Annotated in this window: 24 protein-coding genes; 13 read left to right on the forward strand and 11 right to left on the reverse strand. The window is 64.7% G+C overall.

Going from position 1 to position 25,885, the window contains the following annotated elements; all coding sequences use genetic code 11:
- Nucleotides 1-111: 111 nt before the first annotated feature.
- The gene (locus VYI76_RS01240) at nucleotides 112-1,761 is read right to left on the reverse strand and encodes an ATP-binding protein (protein ID WP_326522943.1); all 1,650 of its coding nucleotides are present in this window, start codon (nucleotides 1,759-1,761) and stop codon (nucleotides 112-114) included.
- On the reverse strand, nucleotides 1,758-3,554 hold the full coding sequence (locus VYI76_RS01245) for a PIN-like domain-containing protein (RefSeq protein WP_326522944.1): 1,797 nt from the start codon (nucleotides 3,552-3,554) through the stop codon (nucleotides 1,758-1,760). The genes VYI76_RS01240 and VYI76_RS01245 overlap by 4 nt, the downstream gene beginning before the upstream one ends.
- 377 nt (nucleotides 3,555-3,931) lie before the next feature.
- Here VYI76_RS01245 and VYI76_RS01250 point away from each other — a divergent pair, with 377 nt between their 5' ends.
- Both VYI76_RS01250 and VYI76_RS01255 read left to right on the forward strand, forming a co-directional pair.
- A complete protein-coding gene (locus tag VYI76_RS01250) occupies nucleotides 3,932-4,606 on the forward strand; it encodes a sensor histidine kinase (protein WP_326522945.1) in 675 nt (224 codons plus the stop codon).
- The gene (locus tag VYI76_RS01255; protein WP_326522946.1) at nucleotides 4,584-6,095 is read left to right on the forward strand and encodes a TM0106 family RecB-like putative nuclease; all 1,512 of its coding nucleotides are present in this window, start codon (nucleotides 4,584-4,586) and stop codon (nucleotides 6,093-6,095) included. The genes VYI76_RS01250 and VYI76_RS01255 overlap by 23 nt, the downstream gene beginning before the upstream one ends.
- 54 nt (nucleotides 6,096-6,149) lie before the next feature.
- Here VYI76_RS01255 and VYI76_RS01260 read toward each other — a convergent pair whose 3' ends face one another.
- Nucleotides 6,150-6,701 (reverse strand): hypothetical protein, encoded by a 552-nt coding sequence (locus tag VYI76_RS01260; protein WP_326522947.1) that lies wholly within the window; start codon nucleotides 6,699-6,701, stop codon nucleotides 6,150-6,152.
- Nucleotides 6,702-7,049: 348 nt separating this feature from the next.
- Here VYI76_RS01260 and VYI76_RS01265 point away from each other — a divergent pair, with 348 nt between their 5' ends.
- The 3 genes from VYI76_RS01265 to VYI76_RS01275 are packed head-to-tail and all read left to right on the forward strand — an operon-like array spanning nucleotide 7,050 to nucleotide 11,201.
- The gene (locus VYI76_RS01265) at nucleotides 7,050-8,060 is read left to right on the forward strand and encodes a DGQHR domain-containing protein (protein WP_326522948.1); all 1,011 of its coding nucleotides are present in this window, start codon (nucleotides 7,050-7,052) and stop codon (nucleotides 8,058-8,060) included.
- Nucleotides 7,957-9,669, forward strand: coding sequence for a radical SAM protein (locus VYI76_RS01270; RefSeq protein WP_326522949.1), 1,713 nt, complete (start codon nucleotides 7,957-7,959; stop codon nucleotides 9,667-9,669). The genes VYI76_RS01265 and VYI76_RS01270 overlap by 104 nt, the downstream gene beginning before the upstream one ends.
- Before the next feature lie 11 nt (nucleotides 9,670-9,680).
- Nucleotides 9,681-11,201, forward strand: a complete 1,521-nt coding sequence (locus tag VYI76_RS01275) for an ATP-binding protein (RefSeq protein WP_326522950.1) — start codon at nucleotides 9,681-9,683, stop codon at nucleotides 11,199-11,201.
- Between the two features lie 41 nt (nucleotides 11,202-11,242).
- Here the strand turns inward: VYI76_RS01275 and VYI76_RS01280 are convergent, their stop codons facing one another.
- The 4 genes from VYI76_RS01280 to VYI76_RS01295 form a co-directional block, all read right to left on the reverse strand.
- Complete coding sequence (locus VYI76_RS01280; RefSeq protein ID WP_326522951.1) at nucleotides 11,243-12,283, reverse strand: SMEK domain-containing protein; 1,041 nt, start codon at nucleotides 12,281-12,283, stop codon at nucleotides 11,243-11,245.
- 101 nt (nucleotides 12,284-12,384) lie between these two features.
- On the reverse strand, nucleotides 12,385-12,717 hold the full coding sequence (locus tag VYI76_RS01285; protein ID WP_326522952.1) for a hypothetical protein: 333 nt from the start codon (nucleotides 12,715-12,717) through the stop codon (nucleotides 12,385-12,387).
- 4 nt (nucleotides 12,718-12,721) lie between these two features.
- Complete coding sequence (locus VYI76_RS01290; protein ID WP_326522953.1) at nucleotides 12,722-13,321, reverse strand: alpha-ketoglutarate-dependent dioxygenase AlkB; 600 nt, start codon at nucleotides 13,319-13,321, stop codon at nucleotides 12,722-12,724.
- On the reverse strand, nucleotides 13,318-13,584 hold the full coding sequence (locus tag VYI76_RS01295; protein WP_326522954.1) for a DksA/TraR family C4-type zinc finger protein: 267 nt from the start codon (nucleotides 13,582-13,584) through the stop codon (nucleotides 13,318-13,320). Before VYI76_RS01295 ends, VYI76_RS01290 begins: the two co-directional genes overlap by 4 nt.
- Nucleotides 13,585-13,728: 144 nt before the next feature.
- Here VYI76_RS01295 and VYI76_RS01300 point away from each other — a divergent pair, with 144 nt between their 5' ends.
- On the forward strand, nucleotides 13,729-15,108 hold the full coding sequence (locus VYI76_RS01300) for a TIR domain-containing protein (RefSeq protein WP_326522955.1): 1,380 nt from the start codon (nucleotides 13,729-13,731) through the stop codon (nucleotides 15,106-15,108).
- A 13-nt stretch (nucleotides 15,109-15,121) separates the two neighbouring features.
- Here the strand turns inward: VYI76_RS01300 and VYI76_RS01305 are convergent, their stop codons facing one another.
- The 3 genes from VYI76_RS01305 to VYI76_RS01315 all read right to left on the reverse strand — a co-directional run bounded on the left by VYI76_RS01305 (nucleotide 15,122) and on the right by VYI76_RS01315 (nucleotide 17,670).
- Entirely contained in the window at nucleotides 15,122-16,501 is a 1,380-nt protein-coding gene (locus tag VYI76_RS01305) for a hypothetical protein (RefSeq protein ID WP_326522956.1), read from the reverse strand.
- A gap of 70 nt (nucleotides 16,502-16,571) precedes the next feature.
- Nucleotides 16,572-17,342, reverse strand: a complete 771-nt coding sequence (locus VYI76_RS01310) for a hypothetical protein (RefSeq protein WP_326522957.1) — start codon at nucleotides 17,340-17,342, stop codon at nucleotides 16,572-16,574.
- A 37-nt stretch (nucleotides 17,343-17,379) separates the two neighbouring features.
- Nucleotides 17,380-17,670, reverse strand: coding sequence for an NAD(P)-binding protein (locus tag VYI76_RS01315; protein WP_326522958.1), 291 nt, complete (start codon nucleotides 17,668-17,670; stop codon nucleotides 17,380-17,382).
- A gap of 175 nt (nucleotides 17,671-17,845) precedes the next feature.
- Here VYI76_RS01315 and VYI76_RS01320 point away from each other — a divergent pair, with 175 nt between their 5' ends.
- The 4 genes from VYI76_RS01320 (at nucleotide 17,846) to rplI (ending at nucleotide 22,149) form a co-directional block, all read left to right on the forward strand.
- Entirely contained in the window at nucleotides 17,846-18,670 is an 825-nt protein-coding gene (locus tag VYI76_RS01320; protein WP_326522959.1) for an AraC family transcriptional regulator, read from the forward strand.
- A gap of 138 nt (nucleotides 18,671-18,808) precedes the next feature.
- On the forward strand, nucleotides 18,809-19,972 hold the full coding sequence (locus tag VYI76_RS01325) for a hypothetical protein (protein WP_326522960.1): 1,164 nt from the start codon (nucleotides 18,809-18,811) through the stop codon (nucleotides 19,970-19,972).
- Between the two features lie 16 nt (nucleotides 19,973-19,988).
- Nucleotides 19,989-21,083, forward strand: coding sequence for a hypothetical protein (locus VYI76_RS01330; protein WP_326522961.1), 1,095 nt, complete (start codon nucleotides 19,989-19,991; stop codon nucleotides 21,081-21,083).
- 1 nt (nucleotide 21,084) lies between these two features.
- On the forward strand, nucleotides 21,085-22,149 hold the full coding sequence (gene rplI / locus VYI76_RS01335; RefSeq protein ID WP_326522962.1) for a 50S ribosomal protein L9: 1,065 nt from the start codon (nucleotides 21,085-21,087) through the stop codon (nucleotides 22,147-22,149).
- Here rplI and VYI76_RS01340 read toward each other — a convergent pair whose 3' ends face one another.
- Nucleotides 22,150-22,914 carry a hypothetical protein gene (locus tag VYI76_RS01340; protein ID WP_326522963.1) on the reverse strand — a complete coding sequence of 255 codons (765 nt, stop codon included), beginning with the start codon at nucleotides 22,912-22,914 and terminating at the stop codon, nucleotides 22,150-22,152.
- A gap of 336 nt (nucleotides 22,915-23,250) precedes the next feature.
- On the opposite strand from VYI76_RS01340, the gene VYI76_RS01345 reads away from it, so the two are divergent.
- The 3 genes from VYI76_RS01345 to VYI76_RS01355 form a co-directional block, all read left to right on the forward strand.
- Nucleotides 23,251-24,507 (forward strand): LOG family protein, encoded by a 1,257-nt coding sequence (locus tag VYI76_RS01345; protein ID WP_326522964.1) that lies wholly within the window; start codon nucleotides 23,251-23,253, stop codon nucleotides 24,505-24,507.
- A complete protein-coding gene (locus tag VYI76_RS01350; protein ID WP_326522965.1) occupies nucleotides 24,504-25,520 on the forward strand; it encodes a hypothetical protein in 1,017 nt (338 codons plus the stop codon). Before VYI76_RS01345 ends, VYI76_RS01350 begins: the two co-directional genes overlap by 4 nt.
- Before the next feature lie 227 nt (nucleotides 25,521-25,747).
- Nucleotides 25,748-25,885: transposase (locus tag VYI76_RS01355; protein WP_443018882.1), on the forward strand; the 138-nt coding region annotated here is incomplete at its 3' end.

Consider the following 25,885-nt stretch of genomic DNA (forward strand, 5'->3'; position numbering starts at 1 on the left):
TGGCACTTTCAGTTCATGGCTAAGGGTGCGGAAGGATGTCCTTACATCCACGCGCTTTCGGTCGCGGTAGGCCCGCGAGTTGGAGCCGCTATGTCGGAAGTCTGTCGGCTATCAGCCTTGCAGATCGTCGAACGCGAGGTCGAAGAGCCGATCGGTCTCCTCGGCGCCGAGCTCGCGGATCATGACCGCGCGCAGCGCCGGCAGGACCTCGTCCGCGGTCCACTCGTCGGCGTCATCCTGACCGTCGTCCTCTCCGTCGTCGGCGCCGCCACCATCCTGGCCGCCGCCGCCGTCACCGGCACCGCCATCATCGTCACCACCGCCGTCGCCGGTGCCAGCGCCTGCACCGTCGCCGCTTCCAGAGTCGGTGGGCGGTTTCGACCTCAGTTCCTGCAGGCGCTCCTTCAGGCCCTTCACCTGGCTGACGTAGCCGCCGATCTCGTGCGGCTCGCCGCCGGTGAGCTTGTCGGGCTTCAAACGGGCGAGGAGACCGTCGAGCTGCTTGTCCATCGCGTCGGCGTCGGCGGCCGTGACGGTATCGGCCGCGAGGCGTCGCGTCAGGGTGGCGATCTCGTTGGCGATCGCCTTGATCTTCGGGCGGCTGGTGGACGCGGCGCGAACGAGAGTCACGACGCGCTTCGCCATCTTCGACTTGATGTCGGCGCGTATCTGCCGCCACGCCTGCCCGTCCTCGAACCCGTCGCGCCGCGCGTTGGGAACGACGGCCTGATTGAAGATGTAGACCTCGCCGACGGCGTAGCGCTGGAGCCGTCCTTCGGTGCCACCCGTGGTCAGTTCGGCGGCGAGCGTCTCGATCAGGTCCGAGCCGTCGATCTGGATGTTCTTAACCCTGAACCGAATGCCGGCGACCGTGTCGTCGGTGAGCTCGCCTTTGAAGTTCGACTTGCCGATCCATCCGAACCAGCCGAGTTCGGCGGAGCTGACCATCTCGACATCGGTGATCGTTGACGGCGACTTCGGTTTCGATGTCGGGGTAGCGTCATCGTACGCCTTGAGGATCTGAGTCCGCTCGCGCTTGTAGCGCGTCTCGACCTCGATGACCGGGATCGACTGGCCGACGCCGGCGGCGAAGGCGCGAATGCGGCCTGCGAAGGTGAAGCGGTCGGAATAGTCGGTTGGGCAGACCTGCCGCAGATAGGGCACCAGCTTCTCGATCTCGGCGAACTCGATGCCGAGACCAGTCAGTCCGATCATCTCGACCTTGGTGCCGTGCGCGTCGGGTGCCGCAGCCTCCTCCGACGTGGTGACACAGGACTGGATCACGGTGCGCACGTCCTGGGCATCCGCGCTTGGCCGCATGAAGCTGCGCATCCGTCCGCAGTCGAAGTCCACGACGGTCGCGACAGCTTCGCCGCGCGTCGTCGTCGTGAACCTGAGCGATGTGCAGTAGGCGACCCCGGCGAGACGACCGATGCCGCGGAACCCTGCGTTGGCGTTCGACCGCTTGAGGCTGGCCCCGACCGAGACCAGCGCGCCGACGGCGTCCGCGGCCGGAATTCCGATCCCATTGTCGTCGATGGTCAGCGTCTGCCGCTTGAGTGTGCCGGTGATGGAGATGGTCACCAGTCCGTCCGCTTCGGCGAGGATCGCTTCGGCGCGGGCGGCGCGTATCGCGTCGAAGCCGTTCTGCACGTATTCGCGCACGCAGTGCAGCGGGTCCTCGTACATGCCTGTGGTCAGGCTTTCGAGCGAATAGGAGCCGACCATCACGGCTTCCGGATTGACTGGCTGCGACGTCACCTAAGCTGCTCCCCGGTTTCCGGTCCCCATCCGACGAAGCCGAACCGCTCGGGGATCTCGACGTCGTAGCTTGTCGGGCCGTCGACCGCGAGCATGTCGAACGGCACCACGAATTCCGCAGCGACCGCCTTCAGCAACTCGGTCACCGGCATCATCGCGGCGCGGCCGCCAGTGACGATCTGCCGCGAGCCGGGAGCGTCCTGCTCCAGCACCTCGCGGCCCTCAATCTGCAGACCCTGCAACGTGTTGTCCGCGAGCTGGATCTCGACGCGCAGCGTGCGAGGATCTTCCTCGGGCAGCGCGAGATAGGCGCGGCGCAGTGGTTCGAGCGGCACGCCGACTGCGGCGGTGTAGGCTTGGCGCGTATCGGCGTCGGCGGCGTGCGCGAATAGGCTCGCAGTGATCTCTGGGTGGGCGCGCGGCTTCTTCGCCTCGCCCTCCTCACTGTAATACGTCTCGGCGAGCATGCCGACGAGCAGGTTGGCGCGCACCTCTGCGCTCGCCTCGGGGTCGGCCAGGACCTCTTCGGCGAGCTCGAGTGGGCCCAGCGCATCCTCGTTGCTCGCGGCGACGATGCCACGTCCGATCTGCTTGGCCTCCTCGGGACCCGCTTCGGGCAGCAGGGCGGTCAGGGCAGTCGCGGCCTCGTTCTGCGCGGTCCAACCCTCGGCGCGCAGTCCCGCGATCGCCTGCCAGATCGGCGTGGCTGCCTGTTCTTCGGTTGGCTCGAACAGCATGTCGGCGGAGCTGAACGTGACGTTTGCAGCCGCAGCGCCGCCAGCTGGTGCGCGATCTGGCCGTTCGGCCGGACGCGTCGGCCGGCGCGCCGCGGCGCCTGGCTGAAGCGCGCGGATCAGGTTGGACACGCGGCCACCGAAATTGGAGCGGAGCACTTGGGTGAACATCTCGAGCGAGATGACATGCACGCTCTGCAGCGTGGGGCAGCGCCGGTGGGCTTCCTGCGCGAGCAGCGGTAGTGGCAGCGTGACCACTCCGCCGTTCTGGGTAAGACGATCATCGTCGTCGGTCACGCGCTCGGGATTGTAGACCCAGTCCTTCTTGGTGTTGTCGCGGGTCAGAACGATAAGGTGTTCGCTCTCGCCGGCCTCGCAGTCCTGAAGTGCCTCGAGCCACATGATCAGGTCGCCGAAACGGTTGCGCTTCTTGCCCTTCAGCTGAGCGGTCGAGCCTTCCGCCTGATCTTCTGGTGCCGGCTCCTTGGTGCCGCCATCCTTGAATCCGGGAGGCACCTCGTGTGCGTAACGCTGCTCGCCGGTCCGGCTGACCTCGTCGTAGATCGCCGGCATGTCCGATGACGGCGAATGGTCGGCGATGAACGGTAGTAGCCGGGCATTGGCGTAGTCGTGCGCCGGTTCGAACCGTTCGGTGCGCCGCGTAAGGGCGTCGGCGGCGGCGACGAGGCTGTCGACCTCCGCTGTAAACTGATCGGCCGTCATGTCCTCGAAGGTGCGTGCGTCGACGAATCGCAGGCTGTCGGTGCGGAATTGGGCGATCGCCTTGGTGACGCTGCCAGAGACCTTCCTCAGCGGCTGCCGCGACGGGAGCGCGCGCGTGTGCTCCCAGGTCTCCTTCGCGGCCCAGATCGGCACGCGCACCCGATCACCCAGCCCCTCCAGCGCATTCAGCAGCTCCTCGCACGCGCTGCGGCTCATCTCGTAGCAGTGGATGAGCACGCTGGCGTCGACGAACAGGCGCACCTTGGCCGAGTTCAACGCTTCGACGATCTGCCGCTGGCATTCGGATCTGCTTGGGGCGATCTCGGGCAGCCTCACGCGCCGCGGCTTTCCGCTGACGGTGTCGGGGCGCGGTCCGCGCCATAAATCCGGATGCCGGTGCGCGTCGCCATTGACCTAGGACGGCGTCGCTATCCGGTCGGGAACGCTGTCCCATCGGCAGTCAGCGTTCAATTTAGATCCCCCAATCACGGCCGCCCGCCCCCGTCTAGCCGTTCGCGGACGCTCATCATGGACCTTGCGCGCCCCGACAGCAACGCGCTCCCGCGTGCGGGCGCGTGTTCCTGTGGAAACTCGGCCCGGAACCGACGCATCCGTCGTCCCGCGATCGGACGGGAACACAACCAACGGAACCATATTACTACTTGTGAGTAGTAATATGTGAGTGATATGTGTCGCTCTGAAGGGGAAGTCTGATGATGGAATCGCCGGGATTGGCCGAGCCAGCGGCATTCGACCTGGTCTGCGACGACGCATTGCTGCTGCACGAGTTCGCGCACAGGACCGCCAACGAGGTCGCCGCTGCGATGGCGGCGATGCGGCTGGCGAACCGGGCGAAACCAACGGCAAGCGCACGGCTGGTCGAGAGCGCGGTCTGTCGGCTCGAGGCGTTCGGTGAGCTCAACCGCATCCTAGCGCGCCCGGTGCGCCGCCAGGTGAACGTCGCCGCCGACCTCAACTCGGTATGTGCGGCGATCGCGGGTGGCGCGGCGGCCGCCAGCCGTAGCGAGATGCGGCTCAGCCTGCCGGATACGTGGATCGGTGGAGATACGGCGCGCCGTTTCGTCCTGGTCGCAGCGGAGCTCATCACCAACGCGGTTCGGCACGCGCTCGATGGCCGCGCCGGCTTGCTGCTGGTGTCGCTGGAAGTCGTCGGCGACGATGTGGTGCTCGCGGTGAGCGACGACGGCGCGGGTGTACGTCCTGGCGCGCGGTCATCGGGGACTGGGCTGGGCCGCGGCATCGTGTCGCAGCTGGTCGACCGCGGCGGCGGCTCGTTGCACATGGAGTCCGGACCGGTGGGCACCACCGTCCGGGTGTCCTTCCCCCTCCCTTCGGCTATTGACGATGACCGCGACGTCTATTTCTGACGGGCGCCTCGTCACCGCGTCGATGTTGCGCGACCTCGTCGTCTGCGAACGTCGACCCTGGCTCGACGCCCATGGCGACGCCGACGCGCGCGCGCCCGTCGCGCCTTTCGTGGAGCTCCTGTGGAACGGCGGCATGGCGCATGAGGAGAAGGTCCTCGCTGCGTTGGCCGGCACCGTCGTCGATCTGCGCGAAGTGGCACGCGCCGATCGCTTCACTGCGACATTGAAGGCGCTGAAAGTCGACGCCGACCACGTCCTCGGCGCGGAACTCCGACACGGGGATCTGTTGGGCCGACCAGATATCCTGTCGCGCCGCGACGGCGTCTGGTTCGCCGGTGACGCGAAGAACGGGACGCCGTTCATGCCGGACGGAATCCGGCCCAAGATGGAGTATGGCGCCCAGGTGTGGCTCTACGCGCACCTGCTCGGCGAGCTCGGCATAGGCGATCCCTCCCGCGCGTTCATTGTTGGTGGTGATGGCGAAGTCGCTTGGTTCGAGCTCGATGCGCCGGCACCTGGCGGGACGATGTCCGAACGGGCGGCCGCCCTGCTCGCCAGGGCACGGGCGATCGTCCACGGCCGGGCCGGGACACGCGGGGCTTCGGGGGCGCTGTGCGGACTGTGCCATTGGCGTGACGTGTGCGCGGTCGAGATGGAAGACGCGGACGACCTGACGCTGATCGCCGGAATGGGCCGCTCGCTCCGGACGCTGATCGAGCCTCTCGCCGCCAACCGCGCGGAGCTGGCGAAGCTCGACATCGACCGCCTCCGCTCGGAGCGGGGCGAGCGCGCAGTGCCCGGGCTCGGGATGGCGCGCCTCGAACGCTTCCGCGACCGGGCGCTGCTCGCGACGACGCCGGGCGCGGTTCCCTACGCACGAGAGCCCTTGGACCTGCCCGTCTACGGTCGCGAATGGCACCTCGATATCGAGGCCGACCCGACGGCTGGCCCTTTGGTCTACCTGCACGGAATCTGGGAGCGCACGGGCGGACCGGCTGCCTGGACCGAGCGCTTCATCCCGTTCTTCGCCGATGGCGACGACGGCGAGCGGCGGGCGTTCGCCGAGGTGTGGGCGTTGCTGACCTCGGACCAAGCGACTGCGATCTACTACTATTCGCCATACGAACGGACTTCGTATCGCATGCTTCAACGGCGGTATCCCGAGGTGTGCGCCGCGGACGATGTCGAGGCGCTGTTCGCCGCGCCGCGCGTCGTCGATCTCTACAGCGACGTCGTCGCGCCCGCTACGGAATGGCCTTTGCCCTCCTACGGTCTGAAGGCCATCGCGAAGTCGCAGGGGTTCAGGTGGAACGCCGCCGACGCCGGCGGAGCGAGCAGTATCGCATGGTATGACGAGTGGCGCCGGACGGGCGATCCCGCCGTGCTCGAGCGTATCATCGACTACAACCGCGCCGACGTCATTGCGAGCGCCGTGGTGCTCGACGCGCTCCGGGCGTTGCCGGTGCGGCCTGTCGGGAACCGAACCTAGCGGTGGGATGGCGGGAACGGCCTGAGCCACCCCCGCCACCGTGTCACCGGGACATTATTCCGCGTTCGCGAACACCTGGTTCATCGTGCGGATGTCGAGCACCGTGGGCAGCTGCCCGATGGTCGATATGACCGTCGTGTGGCCAGGCCGACGCGCGGCGCGCGTCGCGACGCCCTCCAGCGCCAGGTCGTAGCCGTGGTCGTGGTAACGTCCGACCATGTCGCGCACGACGAGCCGTCCCTTCGAGCTGACCCGGATCGTGATACCGAGCTTGGCGAACACGATGACGGTCATGCTGCGGCGGTCGTTCTTCCAGAGTCGGCCGTCCGTCAGGACCATCGTCTCGGACAGCCCGTCGGTCACGACGACGTAGCAGCCGACCGGACCACGCATCGGATCGGCTGGATCGAACGACGGGTAGACGACCTTCCAGTTCTTGCTCAGCCCGAATTGGGCGAGTGCGTGCTGGTCGAGGTCGCTGGGCGGCGGGCCGCCGATGAATAGTGTGTCGCACTCCGGGTGCGTCTTGCGGGATGCGCCGCGCATTTCTTGGCTGATCGCGGTGATCATGTGGTTCATGCTGGTGGTGTCGAAAGCGGTGTTCATGGCTGTCCTTTCGGCGCGTGGGGCGTGGTGGCGCTGCGGCGATGGAAAAAATTCCGTGACGACGCCGTCGGCGTGCACGGTTTGTTAACTTGCTGGATCCTATGATCGCTGGGGCGGCTGGTTCAGAGCTGCATATCTTTTCCTCTCTCCCTGTTGGATCGAAGAAACCGCCGCTGCGGTGACATTGGCGGCCGCTGCCGCCTATCGCGTGCACGTGCGCGCGCCTTTTCCTTCCAGCCTTCGCGTTTTCCGATATGCGGTGAACCGTGCCTTCGCGCCGATCGGACGCTTGTCGCTAGGTTGCTATCTGTATTCCTAGAATGCAGATTCGGCATTGTGGCGGTGCCGATGAATAAGATGACGACCTTGCCATGCATGCGCGGCAAGTCGCTCGAGAGGCCGGTGTTGCTAGGCTTCGCGTCTGCGCGGGTGCTGCATGGCGCGAGCTTCGCGGATGTGCTCGACGAGGCATCTGGGCGCGGCTACCAGCGGCGCCTGAATTCCCGGCATAGCCTCGACTTCAGACGCTACGCCCAGCGGCCGGAAAGCACCACGATCCCACTCACGTTCAACCTCCGCGGAAGCGACGGTGACGGTTGGAGTCTGCAGGGTGGTGGGGAGGGCGTCATATTGAACTTGGCGCGGGGGGCAAAGCCGCTCGCGCAGGTCGATTGCCAGCATCGCCTCGGCCATCTGTCGGACCTCGACGTCGAACTGCCGTTTATGACGTTCGTCGGGCTCACCGAGCGCGAGGAGATGGAGATCTTCGGTGTGATCAACGGCAAGGCGAAGGGCCTGTCGAACAGCCTGCTCGACTTCCATGATGCCCAGCTCTGCGCTGATCTGGCCAGCGAGAAGCCGGAGCTGCTGGTCGCGCTCCACCTCAAGAACGAACCAACGTCGCCATGGTATAACCGCCTCGACCTCGGCGGGAACCAGGTGTCGGGACTCGAGCGTCGCGCGTCGCTGCGCACGATGCAAAAGGCCTGCCGTATTCTCACCAGACGGCTGAAGCCGAGATCGCTCGACGATGTGGCGCGCATCGCGCACGATTTCTGGTTGGCGGTCGCGATGGTCATGCCGGACGCGTTCGCCAAGCCACGGGGAAGCCTGGTTACGAAAGGGGTCGGCGTCTACGCCCTGACCGAATTAGCCGCCGATTTCGTTCTCGAGGCGGCGGCGACGGCGCGGTGTGACACCGCTCATTTCGCCGCGTTGGTCGGCGACATCGCACCCCTGCTGGACTGGAGCAGTGATGGTCCACTCGGCGGACTTGGTGGGGAGGGCGGCGCGCGGCGCGCCGCGGATATCCTGCGCGAACTTCGCCGCCGCCCCCGATTGGCGGTTGCCAATGGCTAATCGGAACATCCTGCTCATCGAGCCCGACTACAAGAATAAGTACCCCCCGCTGGGGCTTATGAAGATCGCGCAGTATCACGGCCCCCGCGGCAAGAACGACCGGGTGCGCTTCGTGAAGGGCAGGGACCGGTCGGTGCTCGACCAGGCGTGGGACCGCATCTACGTCACCACCCTCTTCTCGTTCGAGTATCCCAAGATCGCCGAGACGATCGACTTCGCCCTGCAGGTCGCGAACGGTCAGGCCGACAAGGTGTTCGTCGGCGGCATCGCGGCCTCGCTGATGCACCAGCGGTTCCTGGACGAGGGCCGCTGGCACGGCGTCCGCTTCATAAAGGGCCTTCTGAGCGGTGCGCCGGCGCAATCCCTGCAGCTCGACGAGTTCGCAGAGGAACTTTACGCCGACGACCTGTCCGGCAAGCCGATCGAGGATCTGATCCCCGACTACTCGATCCTCGACCAGGTCGAGTATCGCTATCCAGTAAGGGACGCTTACTTCGCCTACACCTCGCGCGGGTGTATCCGAAAGTGCCACTTCTGCGGGGTGCCCAAGCTCGAAGGCATGCAGCGCGACACGGATTCGCTGACCGGCGTGGTGCGTGCCATCGACGAGCTGTACGGTCCCCGCAAAGACCTGATCCTGATGGACAACAACGTCGTTGCGTCGGCGCGGTTCAAGGAGATTATGGCGGAGATCCGCGATCTCGGCTTCACGCCTGGCGCAAAGCTGCAACGGCCTGGGCAAAGGGTCGCCGTCCAGCGGCGCGTCGACTTCAACCAGGGCGTGGACGCGCGGATCCTCTGCAAGGACCCGATGTACCTGCGCGAACTGGCCTCGATCGCGCTTCGCCCCCTGCGCATCGCGTTTGACCATCTCGGCGTTCGCAAGCCGTATGAGCAGGCGGTCAGGTATGCGCATGAATATGGCTTGCACGACCTTTCGAACTACATGCTCTACAACTTCCACGACGGCCCCGACGACCTGTTCGAGCGAATGCGGCTGAACGTCACCCTCAACGAGGAACTGGGTGTCCGCATCTGGTCGTTTCCGATGCGTTTCCAACCGACGGATCGCCCGGATCGCGGCCATATCGGCGACAAGTGGACCCGCTTCCAGCTCCGCTCGATGCAGATCGTCCTGCAAGCGACGCATGGCGTCGTCAGCGGCGAGCCGACATTCTTCAAGCATGCTTTCGGCGACACGTTCGCCGATTACGAGCGCATCCTCGCCCTTCCCCACGACTTCATTTTCAATCGTGAGTATTACGAGAACGGACCCGGCAGGCCGGAGCTCGATGACTACCGCGTCGCCTTCAACCGGCTCACCGAGACAGACCGGGCCGAGTTGCTCGGCCTGCTCTCCTCCCGTGATCCTCGGCACTTCCATACCTTGCGTGACGACGCCGACTCCGATGCGTTGCGCGCTGTGCTTCCGTTCTACGTGCCGCGTCCGAAGGAGGAGTGGGTCGGTGTGTGGAACAGTCGGCGCGCCGAAGCCGCAGAGGAGGTCAATCGGGGTCTGGCCGAGGACGAGCGCGTCGAGGACGCGGGACTGGATTTCGAGGACACGTCGGAGACGCCCGACGCGGTGATGCCTCCGATGGCGGCATGAAGGCTCAAGACATGGCACGCGACGACCACGGCCCCACTACCCATGACGTCCGGATCGGCAAGGATCTGCTCGAGCTGGTCTCGTCGGCGATGTATGTCGAACCGCTGACCGCCTATCGCGAATATCTGCAGAATGCCGCCGACGCGATCGACGACGCCCGTCGCCGGGGAATGCTTGCCGCCGACGAGCCGGGCCGCGTGGAGGTCACGCTCGACCAGCGCGAGCGCGTGGTGCGCATCCGCGACAACGGCACCGCGATCCCGCGGGCGGACGTCCTCGACCGACTGCTCGCCCTGGGTGGCAGCGGCAAGCGTGGCACAGAGGCGCGCGGCTTCCGTGGGGTCGGCCGACTGGCGGCGCTCGGCTATGCGCAATACTTGACGTTCCGCACCCGCGCGCAGGACGAGGATCTGGTTACCGAGGTGACTTGGGACGCGCGCCGCCTTCGCGCGGCGCTCGCCGACCCTGACGCTGGCGACCTCGCCAGCGTCGTCGCGCATGTCGTCGACGTCCGCGTCCTGCCCGCTGCCGACTCGCCGCCCCGCTTCTTTGAAGTCGAGATCGGGAAGATCGTGCGCCAGCGCGGCGACCGGCTGCTCGATCCCGTCGCCGTCCACGCCTATCTGTCGCAGGTGGCACCGTTGCCGTTCGCACCGCAATTCCACCACGGCGCTGCGATTGTCGAGGCGCTGCGGGCCGTCGGTCCGCTCGCCGAATTGCAGGTGACCATCGACGGCGGCGAGCCCATCACGCGCCCGCACCGCGATGCGATCGACCTTGGTGCCAGCACCACCGACATTCACGAACTGACATTGCTCGAGCTGCCGGGCATGGATGGTGGTCTGGCCGCGGTCGGGTGGTTTGCCCACCATGACTATCGCGGCGCGATCCCTGTGGGCGCGTTGGCCAAGGGTGTGCGCGTTCGCGCGGGCAACATACAGGTCGGCGATCACACCATCCTCGAGCAGATCTTTCCTGAGGCGAGGTTCAACGCCTGGACGGTCGGCGAGGTGCATATCCTTGACCGACGCATCGTCCCGAACGGGCGGCGCGACGAGTTCGAGGCTAACACGCACTACGCCAATCTCGTGAACCAGCTGTCGCCGATCGGACGGGACATCGCGCGCCGCTGCCGGACGAGTTCAACCCAGCGCTCCAAGCTGCGCGAGTTCGAGTCCGCCGGGCGTGAGGCGGCCGAGCGCCTAGCCGTCATCGGCCAAGGCGCGATCTCCGACGGGACGCAGGCGGCCGAGATGGGCCGTGTGTTCCAGTCGGTTGCCCGGATGCGCAAGGTGCTCGACGCCGAGGCGCTTGAGGAAGGTCGCCGCGCCACGCTGGAGAACGAGGTCGCAGCGGTCGAGGCCGAGCTCGCGCGTGTGGGTGGAGGCGTCGAGGCCGATCCCCTCGACATGGTGCCGAAGGGCGAACGGGCGACCTACCGCAAGGTCTTCGAGCTCATATACGAATGCTCGGCGAACCGCGTCGCGGCCAAGGCGCTTGTCGACCGAATGATCCAGCGACTGGCGGAATAGCCACGGGTCCACCATTCCATTTCTCGCCGTCGGTGAGCGCTTTACTTCTTCGACGGCGGCGGCCCGAACGGCGCGAAGTTCATCGTCGAGAACAGGGTGCTGGCAGATATCCCCTCCGCGCGGATGAACCCCGAGAAGGCTTCATCGAGATCCGTGCTGCGGGCACCGGGATAGTCGATGCTGAAGTGCCCGGAGAGGTGCGGCTCATCCTGCTCGTGGTCGATGAACTTCCACGCCCGGAGTAGGCGGATCTCGGCCTCGAACGACGCCATCCCCTTCGTCTTGGCGACGACGAGGTCGGCGTTGATCTGGCGCCCTTCGCTGCCGATGCCCAGCCGCTCGTCGGAGTTGTCGATCAACCAGCCGTAGAACTCGCGGGTCGTCCGGGGAAGGCGCTCGAGTTCGTCGATAAAGGCGTCGAGCGCCTTCTGCGCATCCTTGCGGCGCGTGAACAGACTCTCCGCCGCCGGGTGCTTGAACAGCTTGGACGCATCCGACCGCTGGACGTCAGGAAAGGATTCGATCTGGTCGAGGACCGTCGTCTCGTATTCGCCGTTGATCCTGGGTTGCAACTCGATGCGGATACGTTCCTGCTCGCCAGCGATCTTGCGGTGGATCGCCTGCATCGTCGGCAGGTCGACGCCCATGATCAATCGGCAGACGTCGGTGATGCCGATGACATGGCTGTCGTTGAAGCGGCAGCGCGCCGCAGCCGCCTGGTCGAGCTTGTATGTCTTCTGGCGCTCGCCGATCGCGAAGATGTAGATCTTGTCGTAAGCGGCCAGCTGGACGTCGGAGATCTTCTTCAGCGTGTCGCCGACCTTCTGGCCATCGGCTCGCGAAGTGACCTGATAGGCTACCTTCGCGTCAGGATCCCCTAGATCAAGCCCGGGCGCGTTGCTGTGCTTCTCGTTCAGATTGCGCAGATTGATACCGAGCGTCAGGTTGAGGATCTCCTTGAAGAAGTCCTCGAGTGTGCGGTTCAAATCGAATTGGCCAAGCTCGCCCCGGCGGCGCACCTGCTGCGCGATGGCGTCCAGATCGTCGATGATCTGTCCGACGAAATGACCTCTGCTAGACACTATGTTCTCCTGGCTGACTGACGGTCAGCGAACGACCTCATACCATTGCTCCGCGGATTTGGCTCACACCGCGATCGTGAAGTGGCCCCATGCCACCGTGTCTAAGCAGCTGCGATTTCCGCATACCATTCAGCGTAGGGCGTCGTGCGCGCCATGTGGCGGTTGAGGTCCGGCGCGCCGTCGGCCCACCATACTGGCCCGCGCTCGCCGAGTGCATGCTTGGCGGCGTCGACGGCGGCGTGCGCTTCGTTCTCCCCCGCTGCGTCTGTTGTCCGCCGCGCGGACGCCACGGCGCGTCGTGCCGCCATCAATTCCTGGACGAGCCGCTCGCGGTGCTCCGGTGCGATGCTCGGATCTGACATCCTCCACAGGCGACCGCGCACGACGAAGTAGCGCCCATCGGGCGTCACCGGGTGGCCGCCAGCCAAGCGCATGGGTTCAGGCAAGGCTTCGCAATGTGATCGACCAGCGTGGCATATCCATCGGCGTGATGCTGTGCTCCCATGCATGCCGCGCCTCTCCCGAGAGGTGATAGATCGATCGCGGATCGAGCTCCTCGTTCGCGCGGCCGAAGCCGCCATCACGCCGGCGGCGGAACCGCATCGTCGCGCTGTTGCCTAGTGAGATACCGACGACGTGGCCGAACACGGGGCGATCCCGATGCCACCCGATGCCGGCACCGGGATCGTAGCGGATCAGCAGGGCCTGCACGAGGGCGTCCGGCGACAAGCCCGCGAAGTCGGCGGCCCGGTCGCGGATCGGTACCAGCCAGTCTGGCATGGGTGGGGCGGTCGCGATCCCGCCGACCGTGAAATCGTAGTCCCAGCCGAACGAGGTCGTCAGCCTTTTCCCTTCCCATTGCTGAAACTTGAACGGCGTCAGCTGCTGGTCATCTATGCTCTCGATCAGCGCTGCCTCATCCTCGGCGCCGATGAAGTCTGCCAAGAGCCGAAGCCCGGGGATGCTTGGCGGGCTGGCCTTCGCTGGCGTCAGCGATGCACCGAATAGGTCCGGCTGCTGAACTGCGGTCAGCGTCACCGGAGTTGGCTGTCCTTGCTGCCGCGGCGGTTGAACGGGCTCGACGCGACGTAGCTGCGATCCCGTTCCCCCTGGCAGGCGACGCAAGTCCGGACGCCGGGCAGCGCCAAGCGCCGGCGTTCCGGGATGTCGTCGCCGCACATTTCGCATTCGGCAAGGCCGTCGCCGCTTGGCAGTCGCGAGCGCGCTTCTGCCAATGCGTCGTTGACGCTGTCGTCGATCTGATCCTGGACCGCCCCATCGGGGGCCCATCCATTGGCCATGCTCTACTCCGCCTCACATGCAAGTGCATGTCGAACATGGGAAATCCGGCGGCAGTTCCAAGGTTCCGCGGCTCTTCTGGCAGGCCGAGCGCTATAACGCTTGACGGTGGTGGCCCGTTGTCGGGAACCGATTATATTGGCGCCATGGCGAACGAGGAAATTCCAACGGTCAATGACGTCCTGTCGCGTCTTTATACCATCCGAGACGAGGCGGCCGGTCAGGCAAAGCGCGATGCCGAGGAGCTGATCGCGAGCCATTCGGCCAAGGGGCTGCTGCGCTCTGGAGCCACGCTGAAGGCGCTGGCGACCATCATAGAGAACCGGTTCGATGCATCGCTCGACGAGACATTCGGCGTCCTGCGCCACATGCAGTCAGTGCCCGGCACCGACTACGCCACGTGCCGGGATCAGGCCTTCCTTCGTGCGCGTGACCTGGTGCCCGCGCTGCGCGGTGCGACCGATCTCGACAAGTGGCTGGATATGATCGGACGGGGCACTGCGACGGAGGTGATCAATCGCCGCGTCGAGGGGTTGATGGGTCGCATCGACTATCGCTTCCGCCAGTTCGACGTCGGTCTCGACCGGGCGCGGGGTGAGCCAGCCCAGGCGGAGCCTCGGCCGGAACCCCAGCGCGCCGCCCCCGTGGCAAGCGCAACCGCCGCCCGGGCCTTTCAGGTCGCGCTGTCGTTCGCCGGGGAGCAACGTGCTTATGTGCACGATGTTGCCCAAGCGCTCGCCGCGCGGCATGTCGCCGTCTTCTACGACGAGTTCCAAGCGAATGCACTGTGGGGGAAGGATGGTGCGGAGCATTTCCACCATGTCTACGCCAACGACGCGCAGTATGTCGTGATGTTCATCTCGGCGGAATATGTCGCCAAGGCCTGGACGCGTCAGGAGCGGCGGGCGGCGATTAGCCGTCAGATGAAGGACGCCGCCGAATACATCCTGCCCGTGCGTTTCGACGACAGCGAGGTGCCGGGGCTGCCCGATACGCTTCAGTTCCTGCGCGCCGACCGGTTCACCCCTGCCCAGCTTGCGGTCGAGATCGCCAAGAAGATCGGCGTAGCGCCGACCGCTGGTAAGGCCTCCGACGTGCCGCCACCTGCGTCGAGCGCGCTTTCGGGCGAGGTCACGTTCGATTATGCCGCGCACAACGGTCGGTACATGATCGGGTCTGGCACCGCTGCGTTTGAGACGGCGTGGTCCAAGGCCAGCGATGCGAGCATCCACCTCATGAACGACCCTGGCACGATCCACGGTATCGCCATCGCGCGCGGCGCCGGCGAGATCGGCGAGGTCGTCGATGCGACCGCGCATGACTACTCGTCGCGCGTCAGGACGGTGAAGACGGGCGAGGTCGCGGTGATCCGCAATGTCGAGGGGTTCTACGCCGCGGTGAGGGTGCTCAAGGTCGAAGACGACAGCCGCGGCGCTGCCAGCGATGCGCTGACGATCGGCTATCGCATCCTGGCCGACGGGGGGACCGACTTCTCCGCCGTCGCGGCGGAGGGGGACCCGGGCTGACGTTCGTCCTGCGTCATGCATCGATCTCCGGTCCACCCTCGTCGGGCACGGTTTCCGTCGTGCCGTCCAGCGTGATCGAGGTGTTCGACATGTATGGTTGGAATTCCGGTAGGAGCGACATGATCCTGCCGTCCGGCTGCAGGAATTCGTGGTTTGCGTAGGGAATCTGGTCTGGTTCCAGCGGTATTAGGGCTCGCGGGTTGTGCAGCACCACCATGCCCTCGACCCAGCTCTCGGTGTATTCGGGTTTCGATACGTCGTGCCTGAAGTTGAAAGGTCGGGGGTCGACGTCGTTGCTTTCGCCGCGGGCGAGCCCTTGTCTGACCATCCGGACCCGGGGGTCGCCGAAGCCAGCGATCTGCCCCATGCGATTGAACTTGGTCAGCGTGCCGAGTGGATTGAGGATCACAGCGCTCACATTCTCGGCGTTGGGCAGGTCGAAGAATCCCGACGGCTCGCGCATCCGACCGAACGAATGCTCACCGATGCGCTCGATTTGGATCGCGCCTTCAACGATGGAATGCCGGACCCCAAAGACGTATTCGGTCGCGATCGGCACGATCCGCGTCATCGCTCCCGGGGCATGGAAGTCCTGAAGCGCGATGACGAACGGTGCCCCGTCCACGCTGTCAGCTTGCCAGTACGGCTGCGGATGATTCAGCTTTCGTGTCAGCGCCCGCGCCAGCTTGATGGGCACGTAGTCCGCCAGATACGCGTCGATCTCCTGCCGGGTGCGGTGTGGCGGGACAGCGACGCCTTGGGGCGGGTTGGCGGTCGTAGCCTCGATGGCGATGCGTCCGAGGCGGCCGGAGAGGACGAGGTCGGGGATCACCGCGTCCGGCCTCATGGCGTAGCCTATCTCGGTGAAGGCCGCGTAGAGGTAGAGTTCCCATAGGCGTGCGTCGCAGCCGGTCGTCTGGAACTGCTCGATGAAGTTCCCATCGGTGTCCTCGTGGAACCGCATCATCGCAGCGACCAGGTCACGCGCGGGAGAGTAGCGGGGCTGTTCGGCCAGCGTCCGGAAGTTGGGGTTCAGTCTGGCCGCCGGCACGACGGGCGCGAAGAAGTCGATAGGTCGACCCCGTTCGTCTCCTTGGTGGTAATCCTCGTCCGGCTGTCGATGGTACAGATCGATCGCGGTGTCCAAGGCATCGCGCGCGGCGGCGAAGCTGGGCAGCGACGCGTCTTGCGCGATCGCGCGGAATCTGGCCTTCCGGTCCCGGCCCAGGACGACCCAGCCGAAGTCGTGGTCGATCCGGTCCCAGACGATCAACCCTAAAAGGCGCTCGCCATCAGACGCGAACCAGGCGGCCTCCTGAACGAGCGACAGGATCTGGGGGGCGCGAACGTAGCCCGCGAGCGCATCGAAGCGTGGTTTGATGATCTCGTGCATTCAGGCGTCTGCCAGTGCGGACGCATACCTGCTCTTCTCATCACCCAGACATTGGCGCCGCGACATATGGTCAGCGCTTTGCAGTTTGCTGCGCGATGTATGCGCCGGCAACCTTTAGTGTCTTCGCCCGCTGGTCGAGGAACTTACCGGTCGCAGACAGGATGAGCTTGCTGGCCTCGCCGAGCGCCATGGGCACCTTGGGCGGTTCATGCCCCTGTTCGCCATGTCGCGCGAACGGCCCAACCGCCGCCGGGTTGTTCGCGGTGCGGCGGAAGCGCACGACCTCGTTATCGGGCACGCCCGCAGCGGTGGCGACCATGTTCTCGTCCCATCCACCTCGCTTCATGTAGTCCTTGAGCGCATAGAGTGTGATCCAGGTTGGACCGTTGACGCCCAGGAACCTCAGCATGTCGCGGGTCAGTTCGTCGGTTCTCGCCATGAAGAGCATACGCTCTGTCGGGAGTCGGAGCTGCCCGTAGGATTGTGGAATCTGCGCCATGCTCCACTTGGACGAGAAAGGGTCGGCAAGGACGCTGCCGTCCGCGAATGAAGACCGGTATTCCGTGTCTAGGTCGACCAGGTCGATCGTGTGCATGCCGGCGTAATGGCTTTGCTGCAGGTGGAGGGCGCCGTCGAGCAGCGACACCAGCGCCGTCGCGCGGTCGATTACCTCACGTTCGTCGGTTAGGTCGTCGAGATGGTGGGAGACGATGGCGTATTGGTTCGGCTGGGCGTCGTAGGTGTCGACCAGAAATCCGACATCGACAGGGTTGTGCCGGTCGACGAGGCTTTCGAACCAGGAATAGTTGCTGGCGACTTGGATCGCCCACTTGTGCTTCACGATGGTCCTCAATCTGGTTTTCGCGGGTCATACCGTTTTACGAAGGCGACTTCACTCGTCTCAAGCCGCGTCCGTCTTCGACCGGCATATTCGTTATATGGTTAAGGCCCATCTCGCGTATCACCTGTTGCCCCGCGCCTTTCACATCGACGTTCTGGCCTCCACTGCGAAGGCTGGCGGCTTTTTCGACGATGACGACCGAGAAACCATGGCGATCGAGCCAATAGGCGCAGGCCGGCCCGGCGATTCCACCGCCGCTGATCAGGATTCTCTTGCGCGTGTTCATGTCGTTTTCTCGATTTTCCGGGCGACCGCATGACGCGGCCATGCGGCATTTTCCTCGGCTCCGACCGTATCCATGACGCCGACCACGGTGGCCGTATCGCTTGTCGCGCCAATCCACTCGACGGCCGCATGTTCGAAAGGTAATCGCCCAGTGCGGTGTCGTCACTTCGAAGGACTGACAGAATCTTACTCGTTTCCGCCATGTCAGGTGCCTCCGCGTGCCGCTGCTGAACGAGCGTTCCGAACCGCTGGAATGGACGGAGCCAGACGATGTGCCGCGTGCCATCGTAACCTACGGCATGAAGTCGGAGATGATAGTCGATTTCGAGCTGCAGCCGCACCGCCATCTCAAAGGGCAGATCCTGCTCGTCCAGCGGGGTGCCTTGGCGTGCGAGATCGAAGGCGGACTTTGGATCGTGCCGCCGCGCAGCGCGATTTGGATACCCGGCGGGGCGCTGCACTCGATCAAGGTCACCGGTGCGCTCGAGGGCTATGGCGCCTTCATCAGTGATCAGGTCGACAGTCGACTTCCGGCCGCTTGCCGTACGATCGCTGCTACCCCGTTGCTGCGCGAACTGCTGGTGCGGGCGGCGGGCCTTCCGCTGCTTTACGAGGAAGCTGGGGCAAATGCTCGACTGCTGGCGGTACTGCTCGATGAACTGGTGATGGCTCCGGTCGAGGGGTTGCACCTGCCGATGCCGGCTGATGCGCGTTTGCGGCAAGTCACGGGCGAGATGATCGCCGCACCCGCCGAGCGCGGCACCGTGGCTAGCTGGGCTGCGCGGGCTGGCATGAGCGAGCGCACCCTGCTGCGATCGATCAGGCGTGAGACAGGCATGAGTTTTGGTCGCTGGCGTCAGCAGCTCGGAATCGTGCTGGCGGTGCAATGGATGGCCGGTGGCACCACCATTCAGCAGGCTGCCACGGACCTCGGCTATGAGAGCGTCCCCGCCTTCATGACGATGTTCAAGAAGGCGCTCGGCATTTCGCCCGGCCGCTACATGGCCGAGCGCCACGCCACGAAGAATCAGGGTGGCTCCTGACCTGCCCCGACGTGCTGCATTCTCACAGGGCCTCTGGCGCGCACCATTCGGGCTGCTCTGCGACAGAATCCGCTTGCTCCGAATCTGAGTTGCTGATTCAATGCGGACACTAGCCCTTCCGCTCTTCGAGGAATGGTCATGTCGTCACTGCCGTCCAGTTTTAATCTGGTCGCCCTCGTCGCGACCGAGGACGAGCGTGGACGCCTGCTTAGCGCCCTTGCCAGCCGCCGCGTCGAGATCCTGGACGAGATGCTCACGGGCACGCGCGGCATGGTCTCCGTTGCCGCCGTCATGAGTGGCGACCAACCCGTCGAGATCTTTATCAGTGGCGCACAGGAGCAGATGGGGCTCCCTAACCTGGACGACGTCCGCGCCGCGCTGCGGAACCTGATCCTCGATGGGCGCTTCCAAGAGGGTGCGGCACTCGTGCTGGGGAGGCGATACGACCACCGCGCGCGTCACGCGGGCGACTATCCGGAACTGCTTCGCCGATTGTCGGCGGATCCGAGGGAACCATGTGCCAGCACCTGCGCCGGCGGGGTTGCGGGGATAGGCGGGCGTCCGTCCTCGCTCACGTCGACGCTACTGTGGTGGGAGCTGGCTCGAGCGACGCGAAAGGCGCCTGATCCCGCAACGGTGCAGGCTCTGCGCCACGCGCGTAAGGGCTTCAGCGAGCTGGGCGCACCTTGGCAGGCGGCCCTTGCCTCATCGGCCCATCGACGGGCGGAGCGTGCGATGCAGCCGAGCTTCTTCGACGACTCCGCAGCGTTGGAAATCGAGCGGCTACGCTTCGAGGTGATTCCCGCGCTGCTCGTGCAATGCGAGGCCACGACCAGTGAAGGCTGGGCTCTACCCCCACGTCACGCCGACGCATCGTGGCGCTATCTTGGCCGCATAGCCCTCGATCTCGGTGACGAGCCGGAGCTCGATTTCGGCACCACCCCGTTGGCGCTCCGGTCGCTCAGACATAGTTGGGTCGAGGGAGGGCTGATCGCCATCGAGGTTGCCGCCGACTTCCAGGCTCGGGTCTCATTTGGTTTGAAGAAACCGTCGAGACTCGAGCGCATCCGCTATTCGCTCTACGACGATGGGACGTCGGAAGGGCGTTCGGCGGTCGCCTATGCTGGGGAGCGGGTCATTCTATACTCTGAAAGCGGGTCATTACGGCATCAACCGGTCTTGACCTGCACTTCAACTCTCGGCCAACTTGCCAAATTCGACTTGGTCGAACTGGGGGTTTTGGGGCGGAATGACAAGTCAGGGGATCGCCACGCGTTTGGAGCCGAAACCGCGGCCGCCTGACACAATCAGGGTCAATGTGTATATCCGCACGTGGCGGGGGGCGCCCAGCTGGGTCACCGAGATATTGATCGGTGACGACCAGTTTCGCTTCCACGCTCCTGCGTCCACCGCTTCTAGGGGTGTCCGGCACGTCGAGAAGCTCGTCGCGGACGAGATGCGCAACACGCGCTACCCAGATGGTGTGATCGACAATCTGACTGCGATCGGCTCCGAGTTGTCGGATGTGCTTCTCGGCCACGACACCCCGCAGCGCGCACGCGCGGAGCGCGCGGCGGTGACCGAGGCGCTGGCTTCGGCGAAGGGCTCTCTGATCTATCAACTAGGTGCCCCGGTTCCGATCGAGCTTCTCAGCTTCGAGGCGCCGATCGGCGGCGTTGGGCGTTTCGCCAACATGCTTGGCAGTCGACCGGACGCATGGAGTCAGAACGGACGGCGGCCTGGGCTCGTGGTCGGGTCCGGCGCGGTTCTCTTCCACGACGAGATGGTGCCGAGTTGCGGCAACCATGACGACGACGGGATCATGAACGCGCTCGACGTGGCGTTCCCGAATGGTGTCGAGCCTCACACCCAGCTTCTGGTGAGCGACCGCGGTGCGGCGCAGGCGGAGATCGATCGGTTGTTCAAGGGTTCGACCGCTTCCTGGATTCATTTCCAGTGCCATGCGGTCGAGGACCGGGACGTCCGTGCGATCCGTCTCACGAACGACTACGAGGCGACGCAGAGCGCGTTCACCGACCCCGGTGCGAGGGTGGCGGCGATCATGCTGAACGCCTGCTCAGGCGCTCGGATGGGGGATGGTTGGGGTTCCCCGGACGAGGTACCTGAAGGAAGTTGGGCTGAGTACTTCACCGGCGATTGCGGTGTTCCAGCGGTGATCGGCCCGTTCTGCCCTGTCCTCGACGACAGGACGATGCCTTTCACCCGCGAGTTCTACGATCGGCTAAGCCGGGAGAGCCGCGTCTTCCGCGCCTTCAGCGACGCGCGGGTGCACCGGCTCGAGCGCGATGACTTCACGGCCTTCGTGTATCGCTACATCGGTCCTGCGGAACTCGTTGTCCCGGAGCAGGCCCGTTTGGTTTCGCGCTCCCTCCAATTCAGCAAGGTGGCGTAGAATGACGAACGTGATCCTGCTGCAGCCTCTCCGACGGAGAGGCACAGTCAGCCAAGTTGGTGATGTTATCGAGGTGCGTCCTGGCCATGCCCGCAACTTCCTCATACCGACCAACCGTGCGATCCGTGCCACCGCCGAAAACCTCAAGCAATTCGAGCGCCGCCGCAGCGTAATCGAGGATGCCGACCGCCGCAGGTCGAAGCGAGCTCAGGAACTCGCATCTACGCTCGACGGCCTGACGCTCCCCATCGTCATGGCCGCGACGTCGATGGGTTCGCTATATGGGTCGGTCTCGCCCAAGCTGATCGCGCGGGAGGCACGCGGCCTTGGGCTCGCGTTCGAGCCTTCTGACGTCGTCATGGTGCAGCCGATAAGGACCGTGGGCGTCCATCAGGTAATCGTTAGGTTGCATCCGGGCGTCGAAGCGGAGTTGCGGGTCGCGGTGGGCCAGTCGCGCGACGAGATTGCGCGTCTCGGCTTAGACGGATCTACAACCGAAGAGCGACAGGACCGTGCGCTGCGGCTCCTCGATTCGATGGCGGCGCACGTGGCGAGCGGCGACATCGACGATCTGACCGAGGATCTCCTGTCTGTGGCGGCTCTAGCCGACGAGCAGACTGGGCTGGCGGCCCATGCCGCCATCCGGAACAACGCCGGGCCTGAGTTCGAGACCATCGTGCGCGGCGCCTTGGAGTCGCTTGACGTTGACTGCCTCGTCGGGGTCGATGCGACGGTCGATCTTCATGACCGGCGTGTCATTCATTTCAGGGCCCGTCTGCTTGGCGCACTGCCCGCGAGGGTCGGCGACTTGAAGGCGGTTCGCCTGGTCGCTCCAGAAGCGATCGCGCGCAGCAGTCTGGAGCTATCACTCTATTCGTCGGGGTCGGTGGACTTCTCCGATCAGTTCCGGACCGAACTGTCGACGAGCGGTCGACTGGACGGGATCGAGCTCGGCCAAACCGCGACGCTGTTCGACCATCGGGATGAAGAGGGCCTGGCGCGCGACATCTGGGTGCTCGCGACGTTGAACGGGGAATGTGTGCATCGTCGTGTCTGGTCCTTCTGATCAGTCCGGCAGGTCGATCGCATCCTCGACCAGGCCGACCGCCGCGACGAAGTCGGGATCGAGTTTGACCCCCTCGCCGAGTAGCTCGACGGGTCCGCGGAAAGTCCCGATGCTCAGCCGTCGCCCGAGCAACTTGCGTTCGACCCGCCAAACCCTGGCTGCAAACGGCACCGGCTTGTCGAGACTGAAGGACAGCCCCCCGGCGCTGGTCGATTTGGCTGACAGGCCAAGCTCGGCGGTCAGTCCCTCAGCCGCCGATGCGTCGAGCGCGACGCTTGCGCCGCGGTCGTCGTCAAACTTGACCGAGAACTCCTTCACCGAGGCGACAGCCACGACGACCACTGCGACGCTGTCGCCATCGAGCGGGCCCTCCATCCGCGCGGTCGCACCATGCAAAGCTCGCTGCAGCGCTCCTTGATCCAGCTCGACGATCTCGCCGGTCAGCGCGGTGAGTTGAACGTGCTTGGCGCCGGTCGCACCGATCGATCCGCGTGCGCGTGCGATCCAGGACAGCGGTCCCGTCAACGTCGCTGAGCCGTCGATCGCATAGGCGTTCGACGATGTCCGCTCGATGTCCGCCATCCGGGCGGGAGCGCCGGTACTGACCCCGGTGAAGTCGCCATCGAAGACATCGTCGAGCGTGAACCTTCCGAACGGCAAGTTGCCGCGGCGAATCTGGACTTGACCCGGAACGAGGAGCTCGTTCGGAGTGCGGAGATGGTGCATCCCCAATTCGGACAGAAGGATCTTTTCGTAGTCCGCCACTCGGGCCTCCCCTCGGTGATCTGTCCAGCCACGACGCTCGGGGCAGCCCTGCTGGCGCTGTTTCGTGTATAGCAGCAAGACGATCGACCTCGCCAGTGCGTGCCGTCGTCTGGCCATTACCTGTTGGGGTTGTCAAAGCCTTCGCAGTTTACGGGTACAGTGCTTTTCTTGTGCGACTTCCAGCAGACATGGTGCTCGACCGAGGCGGATACTGCGCATGTTCGTCAAGTGGCCCGAACACGCTTCATTGGTTAGTGGGATCAGCGCTGCCAGCCTTTAGAAACGACTTTGATAACTGGAATGCTGAGCTAGTATAACGATTGGGAGGGCACAGTAATGATATTCATTGATGATCTGCCGGCTGCGGAAAAGTGGGCGAATTCGGGCGTCGTCGAGACCGCGACGGTGCAGGGTGTTGACCTGAGGTCCCTCGATCAGGTTCTGTCGCGCCACAGTCTGAAGGGATGCGCCTTTCTTGGGTGCGACCTAGGCGACGCGGTGTTCGCCAGGATACGCGCCGACGGGGCCGGGCTCGTGACCGATCTGCCGGCCTTGCCTCCCTCACTCCCGGCCTTCGCGCCGGGCATCTACACGGTCGCGGATCTGTATGCCGGCATCGCCGCGGACGGTTCGGGCTGGGAGGGAACGCCGGATTTCGCGGGCTTCGATTTCTTCAACGTGAAGAAGAACGTTCCGCGCAACCTCGAGCCCGTCAAGGCGATCGCGGCGCGGTTGCACGACACGGTGCAGGAGGAGTCGGTGCGGTCGTTTCTGAGGGATCGCGACGTTGTGGCGATCATGGGTGGCCATGACTTCAAGCGCCGACTGAGCGACGAGGACGTCGCGGCTGGAAAGGCCGACGTGTACTGGGAGTGCGTGGCGATCGCGAAGGCGCTCGCCGAGAAGGGATATCTCATCCTGACCGGCGGCGGTCCCGGCTTGATGGAAGCCGGAAATCTCGGGGCGCTTCTTGCCGGAGAGACCGATGCTAAGGTCGCCGAGGTGCGCGCAATCCTCACGAACCAGGGATTCGAGGATAAGGCGTGGCGGAGCACGGGTATGGAGGCGCGCGCCAAGATCCTGGGTAGTTGGGACGCGCAGCCTGCCGAAAAGAAGTTCAGCTTGGGCATCCCGACTTGGCTCTACGGCCACGAACCGCCCAATATGTTCGCGAGCCACCACAGCAAGATGTTCTACAACAGTCTCCGCGAGGACGGCCTCGTCACGCTGGCGAACAAGGGCATCATCTACTTCGAGGGCAATGCCGGCACGGTGCAGGAGGTATTCCAGGACGCGACGCAGAACTACTATCTGGGCGAGGGGCAGTCACCGACGCCGATGGTGTTCTACAACGCCGGTGGTTACTGGGAGCGTCCCTGCGACGAGGCCTACTGGCCGACCGGTTTCCCGCCCGACAAGAGGAAGCCGCTCATGCCGTTGGTCAAGCAATTGGCCAGCGAGAAGCGCTTCCAGCCTTCGGTGCTGGTAACCGATAAACCCGCGCACGTGGTCAAGTTCGTGGTGGATTCCAACGTGAAGCCCTCCGTCCGTAAGGCGGATCTGCGCCTGGGGAACGTACCGGGACCTGCGTGAGCGGTCACACCGGGTTGTCACCCGTCGGGCCAGATTCCATGGTGCTTCACGTGAACGGCATTCCAAGCCGTCTTCGGGACGGCAGGAATGACGCAGGGTTTCTGCTGGAGCCGATGGGCAGCTGGCGGCCACTCGACGATGATGGGCTGTATGCAGTGAAGGAGGAATGCGTCAGGCTCCACCATGTGCTGGCGGCTAGTGTCTTTAACGGTATCGAAAGGTATCACGCGAGCCTTCCTGGGCTGCCGTCATTCCTGAGCGAGGCCGGGTTGAACTCGGAATCGTCGGTGACAAGGGAGCAGTTCGAGCGGGCCATCCAGCGGTTGGCGACGTTCCCGGATTTGAACCGCTTCCTCTACCTTTGCGACGTCCGCTCTCTCGTCGCGGCGGTGCAGGAGTGCACAAAGGAGGTCAGCCAGCTCACAGGCGAATTCTATCGCATTCTCAACCTGGAGCCCTTCTTCACGCCTGAGATCGCCCAGCAGGACGGATTACGCTGGAGTACGTCTCCCAACGTCACCCGGCTCAATTCGACGCTCGGCTTCCTTTTCATTCGCATGCACAGTTTGCTGGATTACCTAGCGAAGCTCGCACGCGAGACCGAAGGCTTGCCGTTGGATTTCAGCTCCTACCCGCGCTTGGGGTCGGCTAACTTCCTGTTCGGACAGCGCAAACGCCTTGAGATGGGCGCGCCACGGGGCTCGTTGTTCGAGCCTTGCGATGAAGTGCATGAGGTTGAACTCGTCCGGAACCTGCTCATCCACGACGGCCTCCTCGACGACATGCCGAAGGCTTACGAGGTGATTGACGGCGGTGCCGCCGTGGAGCGCTTTTTGCTGTTTCCCGATCGGCGGAACGGGCGGCTGGAGCGATATCGGAACCGCCACCGGTTTTTCGGCCAGGAGGACAAGATCAACCTTCGCCTCGCTGGCATGGTGAAGCGGTTCCAAGAGCGGCAGGTGGTGACCCTGCGCGTCCTGCGGGAAAGACTGGAGGCGGCTGGTAGGACGTGACCGCTTGTGTCAGCTAATCAATCAGTAAAGTCGTACACTGGAGTGCGGCCCGCCATCAGCCGCCAGCCGGGGGCGTTATAGGGGGCACCCAGTTGCCATCCGGCAAATCATATTATTATTCAACCTGATATACGATCTGTGTGACTCCCACCCGCTCCGCCACTTAGGGTCAGGACCCATTGATGTGAGGGCTGCGATCTGCTTCAGGCTCCGCAAGGATACTGCGGATGAGTGACCTGTTTTGGCTGACGGAAGAGCAGATGGAGCGCCTGCATCCGTTCTTTCCCAAGAGCCGCGGCAAGCCTCGGGTCGATGATCGCCGGGTGCTGAGCGGAATCGTGCTCGTCAACCGCAACGGGCTGCGC

Origin of the sequence: Sphingomonas sp., from assembly GCF_035910975.1 — a bacterium.
In the GTDB taxonomy this organism is placed as follows: Bacteria; Pseudomonadota; Alphaproteobacteria; order Sphingomonadales; family Sphingomonadaceae; genus Sphingomonas.